We start from the raw sequence: 23,570 nt of genomic DNA, 5'->3' as shown, positions 1-23,570 counted from the left end.
CCGTGGGCGACGCCCTGCTGCGTGGGCGGCTCCCCGTACGCGGGGACGGTCTTGGGCAGCTGCCCTGGTGAGAAGGCGAGGCGAGCCCGCGACACGCGCAGGCTCGCCCCACACCGAACGCTTCTCACTCCCCGGCAAGCCTCACCAGCACCCCAGCCGTCAGCGCCGCCCGGAACACCATGCCCGACACCGACGCGCACTCCGTCCGCGCATGCGCCCCGTGGCCGACCGCCCCGATGCCGTCCAGCACCGGCACACCCGCCGCCGCGAGGAAGTTGCCGTCACTCGCCCCGCCGACCGACGCCTCCGCGAGGTCGTGCCCCAGGCCACGCGCCACGGACTTCGCCAACTCCGCAGCCGCCGCGACCTGTTCGCCGCGCTCGAAGACCGGACGGTTCCAGTCGCCCGTGACCTCCACCCGCGTCCGGGGGTCCACGGGACGCAGCTCCGCGAGCGCCCGCGTGATGCGGTCCTGCTCGGCCGCGCTCGCCACCCGGACGTCCAGATGTGCCGTGGCGCGGCCCGCCGTGACGTTGCTGCGGGTGCCGCCCTCGATCACGCCGACGTTGAGGGAGGTGCCCGCATCCAGGTCGCGCAGCTCGGCCAACCGCACCACCTGCGCGGCGAGTTCGTCGACCGCGCTGGCCCCGGCCGTCGGGTCGAGACCCGCGTGCGCCTCGCTGCCGGTGACCGTCAGCGTGAACAGGCCCACGCCCTTGCGTGCCGTCTTGATCGCCCCGTCCACCGCCGCCTCGAACACCATGGCCAGCCGGCAGTCCCGGCCCGTCTCCACGATCGCGTCACGGGAGGCGAGACTCCCCGTCTCCTCGTCGCCGTTCAGCATGAGGGTGACGGCCGGGCGGGGCAGGCCGAGGGCGTCGAGCGCGCGCAGGGCCCACACCGCCTGGACCAGACCCGCCTTCATGTCGAACACCCCGGGCCCGGTGACGGTGTCGCCCTCGCGGCGGAACGGCCAGGACTCCAGCGTGCCCGTCGGCCACACCGTGTCGTAGTGCCCAAGCAGCAGGACCGGCCGCGTGTCCTCCGCAGTGGCGTCGCGCGCCGGGTAGCGGCGGATCAGGATGTCCCCGGCGTCGTCCCGCCGCAGGACCTCCTCACTCCCCGCCGCGCCCAGCCGCTCGTCGAGCCGGCCGCGCAGCCAGGCCAGGCACGCGTCCAGCGCGTCCAGGTCGTCGCTCGCACTGCCCTGCGCGGTGTACGCGGCCAGGTCCGCGACCATCTCCTCGCGGTGCTCCTCCAGCCACCGCCGCACTCGCACGGCCGGGTCACCGTCCTCCAAACCTCCCCGGACGCCGGAGTCTCCGTCGCCGAGGCCCGCCCGGACACCCGGGTCCGCGTCGCCGAGACCCGGCCCGCCGGTCAGCCGGTCCAGCGCGTCGAGACGCCTCTCGGACATCGTCTCCGGCGCGCTTTCCAGCTCACGCAGCCCGTCCATGACCGTACGCAGCAGCGTCGTCGGCAGGCCCAGCTCCGTGGCGTACGCGATGACGTCGCGGTAGTGCGTCGTGACCTCGACGGGGCGGTGCCGTACCGCCAGGTCGCGCCAGATGCCGCTGCGGTCCTTGCTCTGCGTGCGCAGCCACGCCGTCAGCCGGTCGAAGGCGGCCTCGCGGGCCACGGCGTCCGCGCCCTGCCGGAACGGCTCCGGATCGAAGGCGTCGAACGCCTGGAGCGTGACCCCGCGCCGGTCGGCCACGGCGAAGACCTCCGCCGTGAGCGCGGCCATGGCCGGCCGGTGCCGGTCGATCAGGTCGGCCATGGGAGCGTCGGCGAGGGCGGTCGCGGCGAGCATCGCGCCGAAGCCCGCCTTGGCCCAGAGACAGCCCTCGACGTTGTCGTCGGCCCGGGCCGGCCCCCAGCTCTGCAGGTCGGCGACCAGCGACCGGACACGCTCGCTGACGGGTGCGCCCTTCGGTTCGCCGATCACCAGCGCCCCCGCGCCGCCGTCCAGGATCACGCCGGGTTCGACGACGTCGGCGAAGATGTTGACGAACGCCGCGACCGTACGGTCGATGCCGACGTACTCGGCGATCAGGTCCTCGTTGAAGCCGTTCTGCACGGAGACGACGTAACCGCCGGTCTCCAGTCGAGGGGCGATCCACTCGACCGCGCCCCGCGTCGCCTGCGCCTTCACCGCCAGCAGGACCCGGCCGAGGCTGCCGTCGAACGTGTCGGGCGTCTCGGCGCGCACCGCGACGCTCGTACGGCGGTCGCCCCGCGCCAGCACGAGACCGTGCGCGCGGATGGCCTCCACGTGTGCCGGGTCGGCGTCGACGACGGTGACCGGGTGGCCCGCTCGGGCCAGGGCGAAGGCGAGGGTTCCGCCGATCGCCCCGCCGCCGACGACGGTGTACGCGGCCGGGCCCTGGGTGGTGTCGCTCATCGGGTGACTTCCTCCGTCGTGGTGCCGGCACCCACCGGTGCCTCCGCATGTGCAGGGCGGGTCGCCCGGGTGCCGTCCGCCTGCCAGATCCGCGGCAGATGCAGCGCCCCCGTGCTCGACCCGCCGTCGACGCGCACGGTCTCGCCGGTGATCCAGGAGGCCTCCGGCCCGGCGAGCCAGCACACCGCGCGGGCGATGTCCTCGGGCGTCCCGGGGCGGCCCAGCGGATTGACTTGGATGCTCCGGGCGTACTCGGCGGACACCGGGTTGACGTCGCTGTCGACCAGCACGAACCCGGGGCTGACCGCGTTGACGCGGATGCCCAGCGCGCCCAGTTCCAGGGCGGCGGCCCGCGTCGCCATCTCCAGGGCCGCCTTGGAACTGGCGTAGGGCCCGCCGCCGGGGCGGGAACGCAGCGCGGACCCGGAGGAGATGTTGACGACGGACGCGGGGCGGCCCGACGCCGCGGCGAGGCGGGCCAGCGCGGCGGTGGTCAGGACGGGGGCGCGCAGATTCACGGCGAACAGCCGGTCCCAGGACGCCGCGTCGACGTCCGCCATGTCCAACGAGGGGTAGACGCCCGCCGCGTTGACCAGGACGTCCACCGGGCCGTGCGCCGCCCAGGACTGCTCGACGAGGTCACCGGCCGCGTCGGGGCCGGTCAGGTCGGCGGCCCGGATCGAGGTGCCGCCCTCGATGCGGGCGGCCGTGGCGCACAGCGCGTCGATGTCCCGGTCGGACAGGGTGAGGAACGCGCCCTGCGCGGCGAACGCCTCCGCGATCGCGCTGCCGATGCCGCCCGCGGCCCCGGTGACGAGAACGTGGGTCACTTGAACTCCTTGTCCTTGGTCTCGGGCATCGTGAGATAGACGACGAGGGAGATCAGCGAGGCGACGCTCACGTAGATCCACAGCAGACCACTGTGACCGCTCTCGTGCATCCACGTCGTGACGTACGGCGCGGTGCCGCCGAAGACGGCGACGGCGAGCGCGTACGGCAGGGCGATGCCGGTGGCGCGGACCTCGGCGGGGAACTGCTCGGCCATGATGACCGCGCAGTTGGACGAGTAGCCGAGGATCAGCAGCATGCCCACGAGCTGCACCGGGAACAGGCTCCAGAAGCTGTCGCCCAGCAGGTGCAGCAGCGGCCAGGCAAGGACGACGAACCCGCCCGCGAAGGCCGCCATCGTCGGCTTGCGCCCGATCCTGTCGGAGAGCAGCCCGGCGAAGGGCAGCGCGACGACGAACACGACCAGGCACAGCGTCTGCGACAGCAGTGCCGTCTTCAGCGGGATGCCGGTGGTCAGATTGGCGTACGTGGGAAGGTAGTTGACCCAGATGTAGTACGTGAGCGTGCCCGCGACGGTGATGCCGACGACGCGCAGCGTGGCCGCCGGGTGCTCGACGAACATCGCCTTGACGGGGTTGGTGCGGGTACGGCCGCTGTCCTGGCTCTCGGTGAAGGACTCGGTGTCCTCCACGGAGACCCGCAGCCACAGGCCGACCAGGCCGAGCAGCCCGCCGAGGACGAACGCGACGCGCCAGCCCCATGAGTGCAGCGCCTCGTCGCTGAGCGTGGACGTGGTCAGGGTGCCCAGCAGGGAGGCGATCAGCACACCGCCGGCGACCGACACCTGCTGCCAGGACCCGGCGAAGGCGCGGCGGCCGCGGGCCGCGGACTCGACCAGGAACGCGGAGGACGAACCGAACTCACCGCCCGCGGAGAAGCCCTGCACCAGACGGGCGACGAGCAGCAGCAGCGGCGACAGCAGCCCGATCTGCTCGTAGCTGGGCGTGATCGCGATGGCGAACCCGGCGCCCGCCATCAGCGCCACCGTGAGCGTCATGCCCTTCTTGCGGCCGCGCCGGTCGGCGTACGCGCCGAGCACGGCCGCGCCGACCGGGCGCATCACGAACCCGACGGCGAACACGGCGAGCGTCGACAACAGCGCGACCGCGCCGTTCCCCTTGGGGAAGAACTCATCCGCGATGATCTTCGCGAAGATCGAGTAGAGGGCCCAGTCCACCCACTCGACGGTGTTGCCGATGGTGCCCGCGACGATCGCCTTGCGCTGCCTGGCGTTCAGCTTCCGCGCGGCGGGCGCGCCGCCGGCGGAGGGGGACCCGGCGGACAGGTCGGACTTCAGGTTCATGGGGTGCGCTCCGAGGGGACGGGACGGGCGCCGGCGGTGCCGTCGAGCACGGCGCGGGCGGTGTCGGCGAGCTGGGCGTGCGTGGCGAACCACACGTCGTCGTGGGCCGCGATGTGGTCGAGCAGTTCCCGCAGCACGACCAGGCGCGAGCGGTGACCGATGACATGGGGGTGCAGCGTCAGCTGGAACACTCCGCCGTCGCGGTAGGCGGCGTCGAACTCGTCGCGCCAGATCTCGCCGACGTCACGCGGCCGGCTGTAGGGGCGGACGGACCCGTAGCGGTCCATCGTGAAGTACGGCGCGTCGTCCCGGATCCAGTCGACGGGGATCTCCACCAGACCGGTGGGACGCCCCTCGGCGACGATCTCGTACGGCTCGTCGTCGGCCATGAGCGAGGAGTCGTACGTGAACCCCAGCTCGAGCATCGTGGCGAGCGTGGACTCGGAGAAGTCCCACGACGGGGTGCGGATGCCGACCGGGCGGCGGCCGGTCAGCGCGTCCAGGGTGTCCAGGGCGCGCGCGGTCAGCTCCCGCTCGTCCTCGCGGCCCAGCAGCATGTTCCGCTCGTGGATCCAGCCGTGCACCGCCAGCTCGTGCCCGTCCTCCGTGTACGCGCGGGCCTCCTCGGGGTGGAGCAGGGCCGACACCGCGGGCATGAAGAACGTGGCGGGGACGCCGTAGCGGGCCAGCAGACGCAGGATCCGCGGCGCGCCGACGCGGGCGCCGTACTCGCCCTGCGCCAGCCGCCCCGGACTGGTCTCGCCGTCGCGCAGCGGGATCGTCTCGTGGTCGGAGTCGAACGACAGGGCGACGGCCACGCGGGCGCCGCCGGGCCAGCGGTCCGGGACGAGACGCCGTCCGGCGCGCACGGCGTCGACGTGGCCGCGCCAGGCCGGCTCAGGCCAGCGCCAGCTCTCTACGGGCAGGCCAGGTTCTTCCGAGGGCATGGGAGGGCTCCTGAGGGTGGGTGTACGAGCGGGGAAGCTCAGGTCGGGGACGTGCTGGGACGGTGGGGGAGGGGCGTAGCAGAACCGCCGGTAACGGCGTCTCGTCGGGGAGACGGGGACCCCGCCCGGTGATGGCTCACACGGGACGGTTCATCCGGTACCAGGAGTACTTCACGGTGGCGAGGTGCAGCGTCACGTCGGAGGCGATCAGCCCGGGCAGCGACCCGATGACCTCGCTGGTGTACGGGTACAGGTCGGTGCGCCGGGGCAGCACCATGTGTCCGATGAGGTTGAAGCGCCCGCTTGCGGCGCCCAGGAACTTCGTCCCAGGATGCCTGGCGAGCTGCCGTCCCGCCGCCTCCAGCTTCCCGGGCTCGATCGACAGCCACACCATGAACTCCGCGTCGAACCCGAGCAGGGACGGATCGACGAGGGTCCGGAACTGCAGGACACCGCGTGAGATCAGCCGGTCCATGGCGCGGGCCACGCTGGACTCGGCGCGGTCGAGCCGCCGGGCGAGGACACTGACCTGGGTCCGGCCGTCCTCCCGCAGCGCCGCGGCGATCTCCTGCTCGAGCGGGGTGAGCGCTTGTGGCGCCCGGTCCCGGCCGAGGGAATCCGGCGCGGCCGCGGCCGGCCGGAGCTCCGCCGCCGCCTCGGGAGGCAGCAGCCCGGTGTCCCACATGGCCGCAGAGGTGAACGGCCGGATGACGGGAACGACCTCGGTGCTGGTGATGAGGTCGGTCGCCGGCAGGTCGGTGAACAGCATCCGCATCATGTCGTCGTTGTCCCGTGCGACGAAGTCGACGACGAGATCGGCGGAACCGGTGACGACGGCCACGAAGCGGACGTCGGGGCTCTCACTGAACCGCGCCGCCGCCTCCAGACCCCGCCCCGGGCGGGCCTGGGCCCGGACCATCATGGAGGATCCCCCCTCGGTCCGGTCCAGCTCCAACGTGCCGGTCACCCGCAGCAGCCCCCGCTCACGCAGCGCCGCGTAACGGCGCTGCGCCGTGGTCTCGCTGGCACCGACCCAGCGCGCCACCGCGCTCCACGGGGCACGCCCGTTGAGCTGGAGCGCCGCGATCACGCGGCGGTCCAGCTCGTCGACGGTGTCCCGGAGGGCTGCATCGGACATGACCCGAAGCTAACCGTCGATATCCGGCCAGTCAATGACGGAATCCTGCATCGACGCAGGTCAGAGGGCTGGTATCAAGCGGACGGCGCGCCGAAAGGTGCTGCTGGGCGCCTGATGCCGGGGCGGGGGGCGCGTGAAGGATTCCCCCACGAGTGGGCGGCGGAAGTTTTCGGTGGGCTCGCGGCATCGGCGGAATCGCCGGATGTCTCGTCGTCAACGGACGGCCGGGGCGGGCCGGCGTGGATGAGCCGGAACGCGGGGCGGCGTGGATGAGCCGGAACGCGGGGCGGCGTGGGAGACCGATCAGAACGGCGGATCCTGGCTGAAGCCGCCTTGCCGGGCGGCGTGAGCAGCTGCGAGGCGGGCACAGCGCTCACGGGCCGCCACGTCGGACGTCGTCTCCAGTCCGCCGACGTCGTGTCCCCAGCCTTTCAGCGCGTTGAGGGCGCGGTCCCTGTGGTGCCGGTCGGTGCTGGTCGCCAGCAGGGAGCGGGCGTGATCGGCCAGAGCGGTCCGGTGCGGCACCAGCGCGGGGTGCTCCACCAGCGGGATGGCCGCGACAAGAGCGGTGTGGCGCACATCGGGGTCCCCGTGATCCAGGAACTTTCGAACGGCGGAGAACATCACCGGACGCGCGTCCCGGAAGGCCCGCATCGCCGCGTGATCGTCGAGGTAGCCGGGACCGTACAGACGCTCCTCCAAGGCGACGCACGCGTCATCGGCGTCGTAGGCCGTGTCGCCGAGCCACTTCAGCAGATGGACGAGGGTGAGGTGAGCCGGACGCCCATCGGCGCGGTGGCCGGGGTCGCTGGCCGTAACGACCGGGTGGTCGAGGATCGCCGCGACGTGGAGCGCCACCGGAACCGTGGCCTCGTAGACGGTGTTCTGATGCGTCACCGGCCCCAGCGCATCCCGGAGGGCGGACCGCCGGACGAGCGGGTCCGGACTCGTCAGCAGCGCCAACGCCGCCGGCAGGGATTCGCCTGTACCGCCGGCGGTCGCGAGCGCGGTCCAGTCCGTACCGTTCAGCAGCGCGCGACAGGAGAGGAGAGGGCCGGGGTGAGACTGCTCGCTGTGGGTCACGGACCGAGACTAAGTGGTCGACGAGGGCCACGTGACGACGGTGCCGAACGTCTCCGTAGCGGGCCGGCGAAGCGGCCGCACCGGCTCGGCGGCAAGGCGAGGACGGCGGATCACGTGCCACCGTGCGCACGATCCACCCCGAGATGAATGGCAATTCACTGCTAAGGTGAATCGCCATTCACCAACAGAATCACCGCCCAGGTCTGCCGCTGGAGTGCCCATGGCGTCGTCCGCCCCGACAGCCCGTCCGTCCCGTGACTCCTCCGGCCTACGGGCCCGGCTCACCATTCCCGTCCTGGCCTACTGCGGCATCCTCATGGCGGTCATGCAGACGGTCGTCGTGCCGTTGCTCCCCGACCTGCCCCGGCTGACCGGCGCGTCGGCGTCCGCCGTTTCCTGGATGGTGACCGCGTCCCTGCTCTCGGGCGCCGTCCTCACCCCCGTCCTGGGCCGCGCCGGCGACATGTACGGCAAACGCCGTGTGCTGCTGCTGTCCCTTGTCCTGATGACCGCCGGTTCGGTCGTCTGCGCGCTCACCGCCGACATCGCGCTGCTCATCACCGCCCGCGCGCTGCAGGGCGCCGCCGTCTCCGTCGTACCCCTGTCGATCAGCATCCTCCGCGACGAGCTGCCCCCGGAGCGCCGGAACGGCGCCGTCGCGCTGATGAGTTCCACCGTCGGCATCGGCGCCGCCCTCGGCCTGCCCGCCGCGGCCCTGATCATCCAGTACGCCAACTGGCACGTCATGTTCTGGGTCACCGCCGGACTCGGCGCCTCCGGCGTCGCACTGATTCGGTGGGCGGTGCCGGAGTCACCGGTGCGGGAGAGCGGCCGGTTCGACGTCACCGGCGCCCTCGGACTGGCCGCCGGCCTCGTCTGCCTGCTCCTCGCCGTGTCCCAGGGCGGCACCTGGGGATGGGGGAGCGCCCCGATCGTCGGCCTCTTCGCCGGCGCCGTTCTCGTCCTCGCCGTCTGGTGGCGCCACCAGCTCCACGCCGACCGCCCCCTCGTGGACCTGCGTCTCGTCTCCAGGCCCCGCGTCGGTCTCTCCCACGTGGCCGCCCTCCTCACCGGCTTCGCCTTCTACGCCAACACGCTCGTCACCGCGCAGCTCGTGCAGGCCCCCGAGGCCACCGGCTACGGACTCGGCCTGTCCATCGTCCAGACCGGCCTCGTCCTGCTGCCGAGCGGCATCGTCATGCTGCTGCTCTCCCCGGTCTCCGCCCGCATCTCGGCCGCCCGCGGACCGCGGATCACCCTCTCCCTGGGCGCCGCCGTCATCGCCGTCGGTTACGGCGTGCGCATCGCCGACAGCCGCTCCCTGGTCATGATCATGGTCGGCGCCACCGTCGTGTCCATCGGCACCACCCTCGCCTACTCGGCGCTCCCCGCCCTGATCCTCCGCGCCGTCCCGGCCTCGCAGACCGCCTCCGCCAACGGCGTCAACGTCCTCATGCGCACCGTCGGCCAGGCCGTCTCCAGCGCCGCCGTCGCCGCCGTCCTCGTGCACCACACCAGCATGGCCGGCGGGCTGCCGCTGCCCACCCTGCACGGCTACCTCGTGGCCTTCGCCGTCGCCGCAGGCATCGCCCTCGTCGCCGGCGCCGTGGCTCTGCTCATACCGGGCGACCCGGCCCCGGGGAGTGAACCCGCTCCCGAGGGCGAGCCCGCCCGCACGGAAGGCGTACGGTCCGTCACCGAGGGCACCGCCATGGAGGAAGCGTGAGCACCGAGAACACCCCGCCGGACGCCCCGGCACCCCGCCCCGCGCGACGGGACGCCGAGGCGACCAAGGCGGCCATCCTCCGCGCCGCCCGCTACTTTCTCGCCCGCCAGGCCCACGCCGACATCACCCTCAAGGCCGTCGCGGAGCGCGCCGGGGTCAGCCCGCCGCTCGTCCTGAAGTACTTCGGCAACAAGGACGCCGTCTTCGCCCGCGTGATGTCCTTCGAGGAGGACGCGGCGGCCCTCCTCGACGCGCCCCTCGACGACCTGGGCCGGCACATGGTCCGGCACGTCCTGGTCAGTCAGCGCGAGCACGGTTCCGACCCCCTCCTGCGGATCGCCTTCGCACCGCTCCAGGGCGACCACGGCGACGTCCTCCGCGCCAACTTCCGCGCCCAGGTGACCAGTCGGCTCGCCGCCCGCCTCCCGGGTCCCGACGCGGGCCTGCGCGCAGAACTCGCCCTGGGCGCACTTCTCGGCCTGGGCATGATCTACGGCATCGCCCGCGGAACGGACGTGAGGTCGACGCCGGTCGAGGAAACGGTGGATCGCTACGGCCCGCTCGTCCAGGCCCAGTTGACGCCTGAAGGGTGACCGAGTGACCCGCCTGGACCCGGGCGCACTCTGGGGAGGCGCGGTCGCGCTCTACAGGTGACCGATGACTTCCCGCGGCGAACGGGGTCCGCCCTCACATGACCCGTATCATCGCCGACACCTCGATCTCCCTCGACGGCTACGTGACCGGCCCCGGCCCGGGTCTGCACAACGGCCTCGGCACCGGCGGGGAGGGCCTGCACACCTGGGCCTTCTCGGGCGACCCGGAGGACCGCCGCATCGTCCGGGAGACGACCGAACGCTCCGGCGCCGTCGTCCTGGGCCGGAACCTCTTCGACATCGTCGACGGCCCGAAGGGCTGGAACGACGAAACCGGCTACGGCGCGCGCGAGGCCGGCAAGCCGTCGCTCGTCGTCGTGACGAGCGCACCGCCCGCGTCCGTCCGCACGTCCGACCTGGACTGGACGTTCGTCACCACCGGGGTGCGCGACGCCGTCGCCGCCGCACGCGAACGCGCGGAGGCGGCGTCGGCGCGCAGCGGCAAGGATCTCGACGTGTACGTCATGGGCGGCGGGCTCACGATCAGCTCGGCCCTCGACGCCGGGCTGATCGACGTATTGACCTTGCACATCGCACCCGTGGTGCTGGGCGGCGGCACACCCCTCTTCACCGGCGGAGTGCCGCACACCTTCACGCAGCGAAGCGTGACCCGCACGCCGACGGCGACGCACATCGCCTACGACGTACCCCGCTGACCACCCCGGCGGCACCGCCCGCCACGCCACCAAGCCGATCGCCTGCACCGTCGGCGAAAGCTGCCCGCGCGAGTGGTACCGGCCGCGCGACCTCCTGCCCGGCGGCATCGAAACGGTCGTCACCGCCGAGAGCACGCTGCACGACACCGTCGACCGCATCATGCGCGAGACGGGCCTCGACTTCCCTCCCGCCTCTGACTGCTGACGGAGCGCCATAGGCCACGGCGAGCAAACAACGGCACTCCACCCCCGGAGTTCATACTTTCTTCACATGGCAGATACAGTTCGTGCTTCAACTAGCACCCGGGGGGCGTGATGACCAATCCGTACACATCAGCAGTCCGCACCGCGCCGAAGTGGGCGCGCAAGCGGTACGTGCTGCCGGCGCTCTTCCTCGCCTTCTGCACAGGCATCGCGGCGAGCGGCGAGGACAGCAGCGCCAAGGGCGACGCGAAGCCTCTGGCGGCCAAGGCCCAGCCGTCGGCGACCGTCACCGCGACGGTGACCGCCACACCCACCGCCGAAGCGGAACCCGCCCCGACCGTGACGGTCACGGAGACGGAGACGGCCAGGGTGAAGGTGAAGGTCACCAAGACCGTGACCGCGGAGCCCGCCGAAGAGGACTACAGCGGCGGCGGGGGAGGCGGCGGCAGCGTCTACTACAAAAACTGTGACGCCGCCCGTGCCGCCGGCGCGGCCCCCGTGCACATCGGCGACCCCGGCTACGGCAGCCACCTCGACCGCGACGGTGACGGCACCGGCTGCGAGTAAGGGGCGGCCGGGCATAGGGCGGCGCCCCGCGTGGCACTCGTCGGGTGCGGGCGGCGCCCGCTGTCACGGGGCCGTGACCGTATACGACGAGATACGGCGAGCCGCCGAGGATGAGGACGGTGCCGACATGACCGGGAACAGCCCCGCCGAACGCGGACGCGGGTCATGAAGCGCGGCAAGCGGTACGCCGTCGCCGCCTCCGGGCAGTGGACCGATGAGGAGGAGGGCCGCCGCAGGCTGCCCGCCGGGGAGGTCCACGCCTGGGAGCCGGGCCGCAACGAGACCGTCTGCGGCCTCTCCCTCAGCCGCTCACGCCTCGTCCGCTTCTCGCACGTCAACTGGCCCGACACGTTCCCCGAGTCGGGCGGCGCGGCCGACAAGGTGCAGCGGGTGTGCCCGCGTTGCGCGTCGGTGGCCGGACGCCGAGGCAGTGACGCGCGCCCGCGCTGGGTGCGCGTCCGCCCCCGCCCATGACATGAGCGCCGCGCCTCACGCGCCGGTCAGCAGGTCACCCTCCTCGACGGCCGACAACGACAGCGTCTTGTAGCCGACCTGCTCGAACAGCACGGTGACACGGTCGTCCTCCCTGTGCATCACGGTGCCGGCGCCCCAATCGGCGTGCTGCACACGCTCGTTGGGTTCGTACGGCCCGGCGTCCCCGCCCGAGGGCGCGTGATCGGACGCAGCGGGCTCGTCGTCCAGCCGCTCACACACGTCACAGCGCCCGCACGGCGAGTCGAGCTGATCGCCGAAGTAGCCGAGCAGATACTGGCGGCGGCAGCTCGGCGTCTCGGCGTAGCCGCGCATCATCTCGATGCGCGAACGGTCGATACGGCGCCGCCGCTCGAACACCTCCTCCGCCGCCTTCGCGGCGTCCCCCGCCGACCACCCGGGCACGGCCCGCACCGCACGCCGGCGCCCCTCGACCACCACGGCGCCGCCCTCTTCCAGCAGGTTGAGCAGGTCGCCCGCCTTCCGGCGCGACAACCCGCACAACTCCGCCGTACGACTCCGGCTCAGCGGCGCGTCCTGCTCCAGCAGCATGCCCATGATCCGCCGCAGCGCGTCGCCGTCCAGCGACTTGGACGTGAGGAACTTCTGCAGCCCCAGATCCTCGGGCCGGTAGAACAGCACGGCGTCGGCCGCCTTTCCGTCCCGGCCGGCCCGCCCGACCTCCTGGTAGTAGGAGTCGAGCGATTCGGGCACGGACGCGTGGGCGACGAACCGTACGTCCGGCTTGTCGATGCCCATCCCGAACGCCGAGGTGGCGACGACCACGGCGGGAGCTCCCTCCATGAACCCGTCCTGGATCCGCCGCCGGTCGGCCGCCTTCAGCCCCGCGTGATACGCCTCGGCGTCCACCCCGTCCGCACGGAGCCGCTCGGCGTACGCCTCGGCGTCCTTGCGGGTGGCGGTGTAGAGGATGCCGGGGGCGGGAGCCGCGGCGGTCCAGCGGGAGACGGCCTCGCGCTTGGAGGGGTCGTCGGTGTACGTGTGCACGGTCAGCTGGATGGCCGGCCGGTCCGTGCCGGTCGTCACGAGGCGCGGGTCCCGCATGTGCAGATGCTCGACGATGTCCTCACGGACGGGGGCCGCGGCGGTCGCGGTGAGCGCGAGCACGGGCGGCCGGCCCAGCCGCTCGGCCGCCTCACCGAGGGTGAGGTAGTCCGGCCGGAAGTCGTGCCCCCAGGCGGACACGCAGTGGGCCTCGTCGACGACGAACAGCGACGGCCGCAGCTCACTCAGCCGCTCCAGGACGTCCTTCCTGGCCAGCTGCTCGGGGGAGAGGAACAGGTACTCGGCGTCACCGTCCTCCACCGCCTGCCAGCCCTCGTCCGTCACCGACTGCGACTGGGCGGAGTTCACGGCGACGGCGTCCGGGGCCTCACTGTCGCGCAGCCCCGTGACCTGGTCACGCTGAAGGGCGATCAACGGCGACACGACGACGGTGGGGCCGCCGAGCAGCACGGTCGGCACCTGGTAGATCGCCGACTTCCCGGAGCCGGTGGGCATCACGACCAGCACGTCCCGGCCGTCCAGCAGCCCCTGCATCGCCTCGGCCTGCTCCGCGCCCAGATCACTCCACCCGAACCGCTCACGCGCCACCCGCCGCAGCTCGGCCCCCCGCTCCCGCTCATCCATCGCACACGCCCTTTCCAGCCCCTGACCAGTGAGTTCCCGGCCCGGGTGCCCGGTGTGGGAAAGGGGATGCGCGATACCGCCCACCGCTGTCGCGCGACCCGGGCGACTCAGCCCTCCGGCTCCCGCGGCTTGACGTCGACCTCGCGCAACCCCTGCTCCCTGAGCCCGGTACGCGCCTCCGTACGGTGCCCGCGGGCGATGTAGTCCCGCACGATCGCCTCGACGGCGTCCTGCGGCGACCCGATCCCTGCCAGGACCATCACCTCCACCACGAGTTCGGCGTCCAGACTGATGCTGACCTTGGCCACCATGCCCCCTCGCGTCGCGCCCCGTCCCGGCCGCCTCCGAGCCGGCCGGGGCCTGTGCTCGACAGCTTCGCGCACCTGCCCGACCTGCACATGGACTTCGCCGCCGCCGACCGCGATCGGCACCGCTGGACACCGGGCATCACCGGACGCGTCACCGCCCCGCCGTCATCCCCGGCGCGCTGTGCGTGCGGCGGTACGCCGCCGGTGACAGGCCCACGTACGTGTGGAACTGGCGGCGCAGGGCGACCGGGTCGCCGAAACCGCAGGCCTTCGCGATGCGGGCCACGGGCAAAGTCGTGGACTCCAGCAGATGGCGGGCGTGCGCGAGCCGGCGCTGGGCCAGCCACTTCAGGGGGCTGAGCCCCGTCTCCTGCCGGAAGCGGCGCGTGAACGTACGCACACTCATGTGCGCGTGCCGCGCCATCTCCTCGAGGGTCAGCGGCTCGTCCAGCCGCTCCAGCGCCCACTGCCGGGTCGCCGACGTCGAACGGTCGGCGTCCTGAGGAACCACGTGCTCGATGAACTGCGCCTGCCCGCCCTCACGCCAAGGAGCCGCCACACACCGCCGGGCGGCGGCCGCGGCGACACTCGCCCCGTGGTCCCGCCGTACGAGGTGCAGGCACAGGTCGATGCCCGCGGCGCCGCCGGCGGACGTCAGGATGCGGCCGTTGTCGACGAACAGCACGTTCGGATCGACCTCGATCCCCGGGAACAGGTCGGCGAACGCCTCGCACAGCGTCCAGTGCGTGGTGGCCCGCAGCCCGTCCAGCAGCCCCGCCGCCCCGAGCAGAAAGGCCGACGTGCACAGACTCACGATGCGCGTCTGCGGCCGGATGGACTTCAGCACCGCCGTCACGTCCTCGGGCAGCGTTCCCGTCGCCAGCAGTTGCGCGGTGGGCTCCTGGGTGGCGATCACCACCGTGTCCGCCGTCTCGAGCAACGACTCGTCGTGCTCCACGACGATCCGGAAGTCCTCGTGCGTACGGACCGGCCGCCCTCCGATCGAACACGTCCCGACCGAGTACAGACGACTCCCGTCCGCGGCCCGCGCCTCGTTGAAGACCCGGGCGGGAATGCCCAGGTCCAGCGGCAGGACCCCGTCGAGGGCGAGAACGGCGACACGGTGCGTCATGGCCGGAATCGTACGACAGGTGTCCCTCAGGCCACTCACCCACGCCCGCACCCACGCGGCAGGGTGGATCGCGCCGGGCACACCCCGGCGCACCACCCCCGACGAACAGGAGCACCACACGATGAGCGGCCACACCATGCACGCCGTCACGATCAAGGAGTTCGGCGGCCCGGAGGTCCTCACCCCCGAGGACGTGGCACGCCCCGAACCCCTGCCGACCGAGGTGCTGGTGCGCGTCCACGCCGCCGGCGTCAACCCGGTGGACTGGAAGACCCGCGCGGGCCAGGGCATGGCGGGCCTGCAGACCTTCCCGCTGATCCTCGGCTGGGACGTCTGCGGCGTCGTCGAACAGGTCGGCTTCGGCGTCACCACGCTCCAGCCGGGCGACGAGGTGTACGGCATGCCCTGGTTCCCGCGCGCCGGCGGCGCCTACGCCGAGTACGTCACCGCGCCGGCCCGCCAGTGGGCCCGCAAGCCGGCCACCGTGGACCACGTCCACGCGGCCGCCGTACCGCTGGCGGCGTTGACCGCCTGGCAGATCCTCGTGGACACCGCGCACGTGCAGGCGGGACAGCGGGTCCTGATCACGGCCGCCGCCGGAGGCGTGGGCCACTTCGCCGTCCAGTTCGCCCGCCACCTGGGCGCGCACGTGATCGCCACGGCGAGTGCCGCCCGCCACCCCTGGCTGAAGGACCTCGGCGCCGACGAGACGGTCGACTACACCACCACCCCCTTCGAGGAGGCCGCGGCCGGCGTCGACGTGGTCGTCGACCTGGTGGGCGACGCCTACGGCCGGACCAGCACGCGCGCCCTCCAGACCCTGTCCCCGGGCGGCCTGCTGATCGCCGTCCCCGGCGGCGTCTCCCCGGAGTTGGCGGCGGCCGCCGACGCGGCGGGCGTACGGGCCACCGGGTTCCTCGTCGAGCCGGACGGCCCGGCGCTCACCTCGATCGCGGACCTGATCGACGCGGGGGAGGTGAGCGTCGAGGTGGAGAAGACCTTCCCCCTCGCGGAGGCCGCCGAGGCCCACATCCACGGCGAGGCCGGCCACACGCGCGGCAAGCTGGTCCTGACCGCTGCGGACTGACACGCAGGGCGTGCCGGGTTCGGCCGGAGCCGCGCGGGGCACCTCGTCGATGTGAACACGGACCAGCCACCGGAGCGAACCCCCGACGGTCACCACGTCGTCATCCGGGGCAGGAAATGGCGGGCGACCGACCCCTCCGTCCCGGAGGAGACGGCCGCCCGCCTGCGACGCCACCTGATGGCGGCCCGCCGAGCCGTACACTCCGCGACGACGGCGGACGACGAACAGGCCGAGCGGGCGGCACGGTCACGGGTGAACCGGGCGAAGATCGCACTCGGGGAGCGGGGCGCCCCGTGGTGGGAACAGTCGGATGAGGAGCGCCGGCACCGCTGGGAGGAGGGACTCACGTCCCTCGACGCGGAGGACGACGCCTGAGGTGCCGCCGTAGCGTCGACGGCGGACCGCTCACATCACCTCGGGGGCACCGCATGGAACGACCGGACGACCGCAGAGCGTCGGCGCTGCGCTTCGCGACGGAACTGGTCGCCTGGGTGGCCAACCCAGGCAGTGCACGTTCATGATCGGTCAGGAAGCCGAGGAGACTCTACCGCCCACCAGGAGAAGAACCCGTGTCCCAGCCATCCACCCCCGAGGATCAACTCGCCGCCGTAAAGAAGCAGTTGCGCCTTCCGGCCATCGTCGCCATCTGCGGCTCCACCCGCTTCATGGCCGAGATGGCCGAGGCAGACCTGAGGGAGACCAGAGCGGGGAGGATCGTCGTCAAGCCGGGTTGCGACTTGAAGTCGCCGAACGCCCTCTGGGCCGACCCCGCAGAGGCCCAGGCTCTGAAGGTGCAGCTCGACGCCCTGCACCGGGCGAAGATCCGGCTCGCCGACGAAGTACTCGTGGTCGGCGACTACATAGGAGACAGCACCCGAGCCGAGATCGTCTACGCCCGCTCACTGAACAAGCCGGTACGGTTCACCCACCCTGAAGTCGACCCGGACGTCTGAACGGCAGCCCTCAGCCGCCGGCACCGAGCCAAGCCATCGGGTCCGAGTACTGGCCGTCGAGGAGCACCTCGAAGTGGAGGTGCGGGCCGGTGGACAGTCCCGTCGAGCCGGCCAGCCCCACCGCCTGCCCCGTCGCCAGGTTCTGACCCGCGCTCACCTGCAGCGCCGACAAGTGGCTGTACGTCGTCTGAAGCCGCTTCCCCTCGATCGTGCCGTGGTCGATCACCACCCGGTACCCGTACGCCGGAGTCATTCCGGCGAACTCCACCACCCCGCCCCACGCCGCCGACACCTGCGCCCCCTGCGGCGCGTCGAAGTCGACGCCCGTGTGCAGCTTGGTCACCCCCGTCAGCGGGTGTTTGCGCGAGCCGAACGGCGAGGTGACGGAGAGGACGGCGACGGGCGGCTGCAGCCGCGCGCCCGCGGCCGGAGCGCCTCCCTGCTGCTCGGGATTGCGCCGGACCAACGCGCTGTACTGCGGCAACCTCTTCTTCACCTCCGTCACGAACAAGTGCGCCGACGAAGGGACTTTGCCGGCCTCCGCCACCTCGTCCACCCCCACCGCGTACGCGGCGAGCGTGAGGTCGGCGAGATCGCCGTTCACGGCGCCCTTGGTGCGCAACGTGGTCATCCGCTTCGACAAGGAGCAGTCCTGGCGCCCCAGCGCCATGATCGCGTCCACATTGTCGAGCGGCGTGGACGTACCGTTGCCGTCCTCGTCCCGGCCCCACTTCTTCCAACTGGCGGTCGTGAAACGAGCGATACCCAGCTCGGACAGAGTCGCGCTCTCGCTCTGCCACCCGGAGAGCTGGTCGATGTGCGCGGCGAGGAGCGCGGGGGTGACCCCCACGCAGTCGGCCGTCGCCTTCCGCAGCCAAGGAACGTACGAACCATCCACGTTGCTCACGGCGGACTCTGCCTGGCCCGGCGTCCCACTCTGCGGAACAGCCGTCTCGCCATCGACCGACGAGACGAACGCGAAGACGGCACCGAGCGTCACCACACCCGGCAGCACGACCAGCAGACAGGCGCCCGGACCGCGACGGCGCCGCGACGCGACGACAGTCGCCGAGACGGTGGCAGTGGCAGTGGTGGAAGTCGGCGATACGGTCTGTCCCACGCCGTCGCCCTTGGGCACGTTCCGCTGCTCCCACTCTCGGCGGCAGCCCCCGCAGTCAGCAGTCCGGCATGCCTCCCCTGTCCTCGAACACGGCGAACGCTATGCGCTCCGTGAACGACACGGCACCAGTCACAAGGACACAGTGACCTGCCCGATGGGGCACCCCGCCCAGGCAGCCGGCACAGCGCAGCCGTCCCCACGGGCAACCCGCCCGCCCCGAACCGCCCCGTCAGACCTCCCTCACCCGCCGCCCCCCAACGCCGCCCTCCCCGCTTCCAGCCGCGCCACCGGCACCCGGTACGGCGAGCACGACACGTAGTCCAGCCCCACCCCGTGGAAGAAGTGCACCGACTCCGGGTCCCCGCCGTGTTCGCCGCACACGCCCATCTGGAGGCCTGGCCGCGCCGCGCGTCCCTCCCTCACCGCGATCTCCACCAGGCGTCCCACGCCCTTGCGGTCGACCGTCTCGAAGGGGGACACCGCGAAGACGCCCTTGTCGAGGTAGGCGGAGAAGAAGGCCGCCTCGACGTCGTCGCGGGAGAAACCCCACGTCGTCTGGGTGAGATCGTTCGTGCCGAACGAGAAGAACTCGGCCTCCTCCGCGATGAGTCCGGCGGTGAGCGCCGCCCTCGGCAGCTCGATCATCGTGCCGACCGGACAGCCGACCGGCATCCCGGCCTCCGCCGAGACATCGGCCAGCACCCGGTCCACCTCCTCGCGCACCAGGCGCAGTTCCTCCACCGTGTCGATCAGCGGCACCATGATCTCCGCCCGCGGGTCACCGCCCGCCCGCCTGCGCTCCACGACCGCCTCGGCGATCGCCCGTACCTGCATTGCCACAAGCCCCGGAGCCACCAGCCCGAGCCGGACGCCGCGCAGGCCCAGCATCGGGTTCTCCTCGTGCATCCGGTTCACGGCGTCGAGCAGCCGTACGTCATGCTCGTCCGGCGTACCGCCCCGCGCCTCCGCCGTGGCGACCCGCACCGCCAACTCCGTCCGGTCGGGCAGGAATTCGTGCAGCGGCGGGTCGAGAAGCCGGATGGTGACGGGCAGACCGTCCATCGCGTCCAGGATGCCGCTGAAGTCCTGCCGCTGGAGCGGCAGAAGCGCCTCCAGCGCCCGGTCGCGTTCCGCGTCGCCGTCCGCGAGGATCATCGCCTCGACCAGCCGCCTCCGGTCGCCGAGGAACATGTGCTCCGTACGGCACAGACCGATGCCCTCCGCCCCGAAACGCCGCGCACGAGCCGCGTCCTCGGGGGTGTCGGCGTTCGCGCGAACGCCCAGTCGGCGTACGCCGTCGGCGTGCTCCATGGCGCGTGCCACGGCACCGACCAGCGGGTCCGGGCGCTCACCCGTCTCGAAGTACCGCACGACGGACGAGTCGACCAGCGGCACCGCACCCGGATACACCGCTCCCGCCGACCCGTCCACGGAGATGACCGTGCCCTCCTCCACGACCGTGCCGCCGACGGTGAACCGGCGCCGCCGGGTGTCCACGGTGATCTCCTCGACCCCGCACACGCACACCGTGCCCATGCCGCGCGCGACCACGGCCGCATGACTGGTCTTGCCGCCCCGGCTGGTGAGGATCGCCTGCGCCGCCACCATGCCGGGCAGATCGTCCGGAGTGGTCTCCTCCCGTACCAGCACGACCTTCTCCCCGTCCGACGCCCGCCGGACCGCCTCATCGGAGTCGAACACCGCCGCCCCGACGGCAGCCCCGGGGGACGCGGGCACACCCTGCGCCAGCGGCTCCCCGACGGCGGACGCGTCGAACCGCGGGAACATCAGCCGCGCCAACTGGTCACCGTGCACCCGCTCCAGTGCCTCGTCCGCGGTGACGAGCCCCTCGTCGGCCAGAGCGGAGGCGATGGTGAAGGCCGCCTCGGCGGTGCGCTTGCCCACGCGGGTCTGCAGCATCCACAGCCGGCCGCGTTCGACGGTGAACTCGATGTCACACAGGTCGCGGTAGTGCGCTTCCAGCGTCGCCATGTGCCGACGCAGCTCCTCGTACGCCTCAGGGGCGATGCGGGCGAGTTCGTCCAGCGGCACGGTGTTGCGGATGCCCGAGACGACGTCCTCGCCCTGCGCGTTGGCCAGGTAGTCGCCGTACACGCCGGAGCGGCCGGTGGCCGGGTCACGGGTGAACGCGACACCGCTGCCGGAGTCCGGGCCCAGGTTTCCGAAGACCATGGTCTGCACGGTGACGGCCGTGCCGAGGTCGTCCGGGATGTGCTCACGCCGGCGGTACAGCCGGGCACGTTCGACGTTCCACGACTGGAACACCGCCAGCACCGCCCGCTGCAACTGCTCCGCCGGGGACTGCGGGAAGGACTCACCTGTCTCCCGGCGGATCACCTCCTTGTACGTCTCCACCAGACCGGCCAGGTCGCCCGCGTTCAGCCCCAGGTCGTCCGCCGCGCCCACGTCCCGCTTCAGATCCTCCAGCGCCTGATCGAACAGGGCGCCGTCGACGCCCATCACCGTGCAGCCGAACATCTGGACGAGACGGCGGTACGAGTCCCAGGCGAACCGCTCGTCACCCGCGGACTTCGCCAGGCCCTGCACCGAGTCGTCGTTCAGACCGACGTCCAGGATCGTCTCCATCATCCCGGGCATCGAATAGCGCGCGCCCGAACGCACCGACACCAGCAGTGGATCGTCCCGCTGACCCAGCCGCCGCCCCGCGGCCCGCTCCAGCGCGGCCAGATGGTCCGAGATCTCACGCGACAGACCGGGAGGTTCACCACCGGTCGCCAAGTACGCGCGGCACGCTTCCGTGGTGACGATGAAACCGGGCGGCACCGGCAGCCCCAGCCGGGTCATCTCGGCCAGGTTGGCGCCCTTGCCGCCCAGCAGGTCGGCCTGATCCTTGCCGCCCTCGCCGAACGCGTACACATAACGGGCCATCTCGTGCTCCTCCTCATCAGTCCTACCGCGTCGTGAGAGCCGCCCCCGGCTCCCGCCCGCCCTGGTCCAGGCGGAACGGCGGATACACGTCCGTGAGCAGCGTCGCGTAGGCGGCGACCCGCAGCACCCACCGGTTGAGGCCGAGCAGCAGGTCGTACAGCCCGCGCGGATAGAGCCCGGTGAAGAGCAGGGCGACGCCCGCGAACAGCGTGAGCAGGCCGATGAGGCCGCCCGAGTACCAGGCCAGGCGGGCGCCCCCGGCGAAGAAGCCGAGGACCAGATAGTGCGGCAGGGCCAGCAGCCACCACTTCACCAGGACCAGCCCGCGCGACAGCCGCTCCGGGTACGTCACGTCCCAGTGCGCCGGGTAGTCGGGCACGTCGGCCAGGGTGAACGGCGGATAGCGGTCGGTGCCCAGGGTGCCGTACGCGTAGTACGCCACACGCCAGTTCCAGCGCAGCACACCGGCGGTGAAGGCGAACAGCGGCCGCGGGTACCGGCCGGTGAACAGGATCGCGAAAAAGGCCACCACGCTCACCGGCACGACCCCCACCCACAGAAAGAACAGGACGACGTGGTGGGGGAGCGCGAGCAGCCACTTGACCAGCCACAGCCAGCGCGACAGCGGCGCGTCGAGCCGCGCCGTCAGCCGGGCCGGATACGCCTCGGCTTCCGCGGGGCCGGGCGGCGGAACGGCGGAGGAGGTGACATGCGAGCTCATGGTGACGGTCCCTCCGGAAGCCGATGACGAACACGGAAGCGGATGTGACGAACACGGAAGCGGCTGTGACGATCACGGAAGCGGCTGTGACGATCACGGAAGCGGCTGTGACGCTCACGCGGCGACGATCACGGACCGAGGCGCCCAGCCGTCGGCGTCAACGCCTCGGATCGCCCTCCTGCCGCACCACGACCACCGGGCAGGCCGCGTGCTGCGCGCACCGCTGGCTCACCGACCCCAGCACGGCCCGGGCGAAGCCGCCGCGCCCACGCCGGCCCACGACGAGCACCTCGGCCCCCTCGGAGGCGTGGATCAGCACGTCGGACGGATCACCCTCGACCAGACGCTGCGTGAGCCCCTCCGGAAGCCCGTCGGCGAAGACCTCGTCCAGCTCCCGGGCGAAGCGCTGCCGCGCCTGCTCCACGTCGAACACCGGCTCCGTCGCCGGCCCGCCGCCCCACCCCACGAAGGTCGGGCTCTCCCAGACGCAGACCGCCTCGACGGCACCGCCGACGAGGCGCGCGTAACGGTCCGCCCAGCGCAGTGCGTCGTACGACGAGGAACCGTCCACGCCCACCACGATGCGCGGAGCCTCGGAGGATGCCATGGAACACCACCTCACACAGCCGTCCCCCTCCTTCCACGCTGACGGAACCCGCGCCACCGCGCCAGCCGGGGCCCCCGGAGCGAGCACTTCCGGCGTGGCGTGGCGTCACCCGGCCGCGGAGGCGACGCTGGGAGGGGGACGGACACGGCGAGCAGAGCCTGGAGGTGTCATGACTGGTGCGGACGGGCGCCGGCCCATCGTGGTCGGCGTCGATCCCGACCCGGAGAAGCGCCTGGCCCTGTCCTGGGCCGCCGACGAGGCCGAGCGGCGGAAGCTGCCGCTGCGGCTCGTGCACGCCCAGGGCACCCCGACCGGCGGCTACCGGTCGGGGGAGGTGCGGCCCTCGTGGGAGGAGTGGAACCGTGAACTGCACGGACTGGGCGACCAGGTGCTCAAGGACGCGGTGTCCTTCGTGGAGTCCCGGCAGCCGGCGGTCGACCTGTCGACGCTGCTGGCGGAGGGAGAACCCGCATGGATCCTCCACGAGGAATCACGCGACGCCTCGCTCGTGGTCGTCGGCTCCCGGCACCTGAGCAGGCGGCGCGGACTGTTCTCGTCCGCATCGGTGGCGCTGCCGCTGGCGGCGCATGCGGCCTGCCCGGTCGTGGTCGTACCGGAGCCCGAGCACATCACCCAGCAGCCGCCGTACTTCGTCGTCGGTGTCGACGGCAGTCCGCACTCGGCCGCCGCCGTGGACCTGGCCGTCGAGGAGGCGGACCGGCGCGGGGCGATCGTGCGGGCGCTGTACGTGTGGCATCCGCCGTTGCTCGGCGTTCTCGACGAACACGCCACGGTGAACGAGTGCCGCCGGGTCCTGGCCGAGACGGTCGCGGGCCGCACCGCGGCCCACCCGGACGTGGAGCTCCATCATGAAGTCGTCCGCGGCCATCCGGTAGAGGTCCTGACGGAGGCGTCCGAGCACGCCCTGGGACTGGTGGTGGGCACCCGTGGTCACGGTGGCTTCACCGGCATGATGCTGGGCTCGGTGAGCCAGGGAGTGCTGCTTCATGCCCGCTGTCCGGTCATCACGGTCCCGGTCTGAGACCACGCGGGGACGCGC

The 23,570-nt window shown here is 72.3% G+C and carries 22 protein-coding genes; 9 read left to right on the top strand and 13 right to left on the bottom strand.

Annotation, left to right across the window (positions count from 1 at the left end):
• Positions 1-124: 124 nt before the first annotated feature.
• From AY578_RS00375 to AY578_RS00350, 6 genes are all read right to left on the bottom strand, one after another.
• On the bottom strand, positions 125-2,404 hold the full coding sequence (locus AY578_RS00375; protein ID WP_258901544.1) for a M20/M25/M40 family metallo-hydrolase: 2,280 nt from the start codon (positions 2,402-2,404) through the stop codon (positions 125-127).
• Entirely contained in the window at positions 2,401-3,234 is an 834-nt protein-coding gene (locus AY578_RS00370; RefSeq protein WP_019523026.1) for an SDR family NAD(P)-dependent oxidoreductase, read from the bottom strand. The genes AY578_RS00375 and AY578_RS00370 overlap by 4 nt, the downstream gene beginning before the upstream one ends.
• Positions 3,231-4,556: an MFS transporter gene (locus AY578_RS00365; protein ID WP_019523025.1), complete on the bottom strand. Its 1,326-nt coding sequence runs from the start codon at positions 4,554-4,556 to the stop codon at positions 3,231-3,233. Before AY578_RS00365 ends, AY578_RS00370 begins: the two co-directional genes overlap by 4 nt.
• Entirely contained in the window at positions 4,553-5,503 is a 951-nt protein-coding gene (locus tag AY578_RS00360) for a polysaccharide deacetylase family protein (protein ID WP_258901542.1), read from the bottom strand. Before AY578_RS00360 ends, AY578_RS00365 begins: the two co-directional genes overlap by 4 nt.
• Before the next feature lie 136 nt (positions 5,504-5,639).
• Positions 5,640-6,641, bottom strand: coding sequence for an Lrp/AsnC family transcriptional regulator (locus AY578_RS00355; RefSeq protein ID WP_210637582.1), 1,002 nt, complete (start codon positions 6,639-6,641; stop codon positions 5,640-5,642).
• Between the two features lie 303 nt (positions 6,642-6,944).
• Complete coding sequence (locus AY578_RS00350) at positions 6,945-7,538, bottom strand: hypothetical protein (RefSeq protein ID WP_258901540.1); 594 nt, start codon at positions 7,536-7,538, stop codon at positions 6,945-6,947.
• Positions 7,539-7,944: 406 nt separating this feature from the next.
• Between AY578_RS00350 and AY578_RS00345 the strand changes: the two genes are divergently transcribed.
• From AY578_RS00345 to AY578_RS00320, 5 genes are all read left to right on the top strand, one after another.
• Positions 7,945-9,450: an MFS transporter gene (locus AY578_RS00345; RefSeq protein ID WP_258901539.1), complete on the top strand. Its 1,506-nt coding sequence runs from the start codon at positions 7,945-7,947 to the stop codon at positions 9,448-9,450.
• Positions 9,447-10,043 carry a TetR/AcrR family transcriptional regulator gene (locus AY578_RS00340; RefSeq protein WP_254586324.1) on the top strand — a complete coding sequence of 199 codons (597 nt, stop codon included), beginning with the start codon at positions 9,447-9,449 and terminating at the stop codon, positions 10,041-10,043. The genes AY578_RS00345 and AY578_RS00340 overlap by 4 nt, the downstream gene beginning before the upstream one ends.
• A 98-nt stretch (positions 10,044-10,141) precedes the next feature.
• Positions 10,142-10,759, top strand: coding sequence for a dihydrofolate reductase family protein (locus tag AY578_RS00335; RefSeq protein WP_258901538.1), 618 nt, complete (start codon positions 10,142-10,144; stop codon positions 10,757-10,759).
• 315 nt (positions 10,760-11,074) lie between these two features.
• Positions 11,075-11,530, top strand: a complete 456-nt coding sequence (locus AY578_RS00325) for an excalibur calcium-binding domain-containing protein (RefSeq protein ID WP_026243547.1) — start codon at positions 11,075-11,077, stop codon at positions 11,528-11,530.
• Between the two features lie 165 nt (positions 11,531-11,695).
• Entirely contained in the window at positions 11,696-12,004 is a 309-nt protein-coding gene (locus tag AY578_RS00320; protein ID WP_028958918.1) for a hypothetical protein, read from the top strand.
• 15 nt (positions 12,005-12,019) lie between these two features.
• Here AY578_RS00320 and AY578_RS00315 read toward each other — a convergent pair whose 3' ends face one another.
• From AY578_RS00315 to AY578_RS00305, 3 genes are all read right to left on the bottom strand, one after another.
• Entirely contained in the window at positions 12,020-13,672 is a 1,653-nt protein-coding gene (locus AY578_RS00315; RefSeq protein ID WP_028958919.1) for a RecQ family ATP-dependent DNA helicase, read from the bottom strand.
• Positions 13,673-13,779: 107 nt separating this feature from the next.
• A complete protein-coding gene (locus AY578_RS00310; RefSeq protein WP_028958920.1) occupies positions 13,780-13,980 on the bottom strand; it encodes a hypothetical protein in 201 nt (66 codons plus the stop codon).
• A gap of 151 nt (positions 13,981-14,131) precedes the next feature.
• Positions 14,132-15,112 (bottom strand): GlxA family transcriptional regulator, encoded by a 981-nt coding sequence (locus tag AY578_RS00305; RefSeq protein ID WP_258901531.1) that lies wholly within the window; start codon positions 15,110-15,112, stop codon positions 14,132-14,134.
• A 121-nt stretch (positions 15,113-15,233) separates the two neighbouring features.
• On the opposite strand from AY578_RS00305, the gene AY578_RS00300 reads away from it, so the two are divergent.
• The 3 genes from AY578_RS00300 (at position 15,234) to AY578_RS00290 (ending at position 17,152) form a co-directional block, all read left to right on the top strand.
• Positions 15,234-16,199 (top strand): NADP-dependent oxidoreductase, encoded by a 966-nt coding sequence (locus tag AY578_RS00300; RefSeq protein WP_161231652.1) that lies wholly within the window; start codon positions 15,234-15,236, stop codon positions 16,197-16,199.
• Between the two features lie 51 nt (positions 16,200-16,250).
• Positions 16,251-16,574 carry a hypothetical protein gene (locus AY578_RS00295; RefSeq protein WP_161231650.1) on the top strand — a complete coding sequence of 108 codons (324 nt, stop codon included), beginning with the start codon at positions 16,251-16,253 and terminating at the stop codon, positions 16,572-16,574.
• Positions 16,575-16,768: 194 nt separating this feature from the next.
• Complete coding sequence (locus tag AY578_RS00290; RefSeq protein ID WP_258901524.1) at positions 16,769-17,152, top strand: hypothetical protein; 384 nt, start codon at positions 16,769-16,771, stop codon at positions 17,150-17,152.
• Between the two features lie 10 nt (positions 17,153-17,162).
• Here the strand turns inward: AY578_RS00290 and AY578_RS00285 are convergent, their stop codons facing one another.
• The 4 genes from AY578_RS00285 to AY578_RS00270 form a co-directional block, all read right to left on the bottom strand.
• Positions 17,163-18,059 (bottom strand): M23 family metallopeptidase, encoded by an 897-nt coding sequence (locus AY578_RS00285; RefSeq protein ID WP_258901522.1) that lies wholly within the window; start codon positions 18,057-18,059, stop codon positions 17,163-17,165.
• Positions 18,060-18,512: 453 nt separating this feature from the next.
• Positions 18,513-21,182: a pyruvate, phosphate dikinase gene (ppdK, locus tag AY578_RS00280; RefSeq protein WP_258901520.1), complete on the bottom strand. Its 2,670-nt coding sequence runs from the start codon at positions 21,180-21,182 to the stop codon at positions 18,513-18,515.
• Between the two features lie 22 nt (positions 21,183-21,204).
• Positions 21,205-21,903 (bottom strand): DUF4389 domain-containing protein, encoded by a 699-nt coding sequence (locus AY578_RS00275; RefSeq protein ID WP_161107544.1) that lies wholly within the window; start codon positions 21,901-21,903, stop codon positions 21,205-21,207.
• 157 nt (positions 21,904-22,060) lie between these two features.
• The gene (locus AY578_RS00270; RefSeq protein ID WP_019523007.1) at positions 22,061-22,510 is read right to left on the bottom strand and encodes a universal stress protein; all 450 of its coding nucleotides are present in this window, start codon (positions 22,508-22,510) and stop codon (positions 22,061-22,063) included.
• A 169-nt stretch (positions 22,511-22,679) separates the two neighbouring features.
• Between AY578_RS00270 and AY578_RS00265 the strand changes: the two genes are divergently transcribed.
• On the top strand, positions 22,680-23,552 hold the full coding sequence (locus AY578_RS00265) for a universal stress protein (RefSeq protein WP_026243544.1): 873 nt from the start codon (positions 22,680-22,682) through the stop codon (positions 23,550-23,552).
• Positions 23,553-23,570: the final 18 nt, after the last annotated feature.

The organism is Streptomyces thermocarboxydus, from assembly GCF_024760485.1.
Lineage (GTDB): Bacteria > Actinomycetota > Actinomycetes > Streptomycetales > Streptomycetaceae > Streptomyces > Streptomyces cellulosae.
This window is presented reverse-complemented; position numbering and strand designations above follow the sequence as displayed.

What these genes read in the sequence shown, in the direction of transcription:
- AY578_RS00270 (WP_019523007.1), bottom strand. Translation starts at nt 22,510, where the DNA reads ATGGCATCCTCCGAGGCTCCGCGCATCGTGGTGGGCGTGGACGGTTCC.
- AY578_RS00335 (WP_258901538.1), top strand. Translation starts at nt 10,142, where the DNA reads ATGACCCGTATCATCGCCGACACCTCGATCTCCCTCGACGGCTACGTG.
- AY578_RS00300 (WP_161231652.1), top strand. Translation starts at nt 15,234, where the DNA reads ATGAGCGGCCACACCATGCACGCCGTCACGATCAAGGAGTTCGGCGGC.
- AY578_RS00355 (WP_210637582.1), bottom strand. Translation starts at nt 6,641, where the DNA reads ATGTCCGATGCAGCCCTCCGGGACACCGTCGACGAGCTGGACCGCCGC.
- AY578_RS00345 (WP_258901539.1), top strand. Translation starts at nt 7,945, where the DNA reads ATGGCGTCGTCCGCCCCGACAGCCCGTCCGTCCCGTGACTCCTCCGGC.
- AY578_RS00315 (WP_028958919.1), bottom strand. Translation starts at nt 13,672, where the DNA reads ATGGATGAGCGGGAGCGGGGGGCCGAGCTGCGGCGGGTGGCGCGTGAG.
- AY578_RS00275 (WP_161107544.1), bottom strand. Translation starts at nt 21,903, where the DNA reads ATGAGCTCGCATGTCACCTCCTCCGCCGTTCCGCCGCCCGGCCCCGCG.
- AY578_RS00360 (WP_258901542.1), bottom strand. Translation starts at nt 5,503, where the DNA reads ATGCCCTCGGAAGAACCTGGCCTGCCCGTAGAGAGCTGGCGCTGGCCT.
- ppdK (WP_258901520.1), bottom strand. Translation starts at nt 21,182, where the DNA reads ATGGCCCGTTATGTGTACGCGTTCGGCGAGGGCGGCAAGGATCAGGCC.
- AY578_RS00265 (WP_026243544.1), top strand. Translation starts at nt 22,680, where the DNA reads ATGACTGGTGCGGACGGGCGCCGGCCCATCGTGGTCGGCGTCGATCCC.
- AY578_RS00320 (WP_028958918.1), top strand. Translation starts at nt 11,696, where the DNA reads ATGAAGCGCGGCAAGCGGTACGCCGTCGCCGCCTCCGGGCAGTGGACC.
- AY578_RS00375 (WP_258901544.1), bottom strand. Translation starts at nt 2,404, where the DNA reads ATGAGCGACACCACCCAGGGCCCGGCCGCGTACACCGTCGTCGGCGGC.
- AY578_RS00365 (WP_019523025.1), bottom strand. Translation starts at nt 4,556, where the DNA reads ATGAACCTGAAGTCCGACCTGTCCGCCGGGTCCCCCTCCGCCGGCGGC.
- AY578_RS00305 (WP_258901531.1), bottom strand. Translation starts at nt 15,112, where the DNA reads ATGACGCACCGTGTCGCCGTTCTCGCCCTCGACGGGGTCCTGCCGCTG.
- AY578_RS00325 (WP_026243547.1), top strand. Translation starts at nt 11,075, where the DNA reads ATGACCAATCCGTACACATCAGCAGTCCGCACCGCGCCGAAGTGGGCG.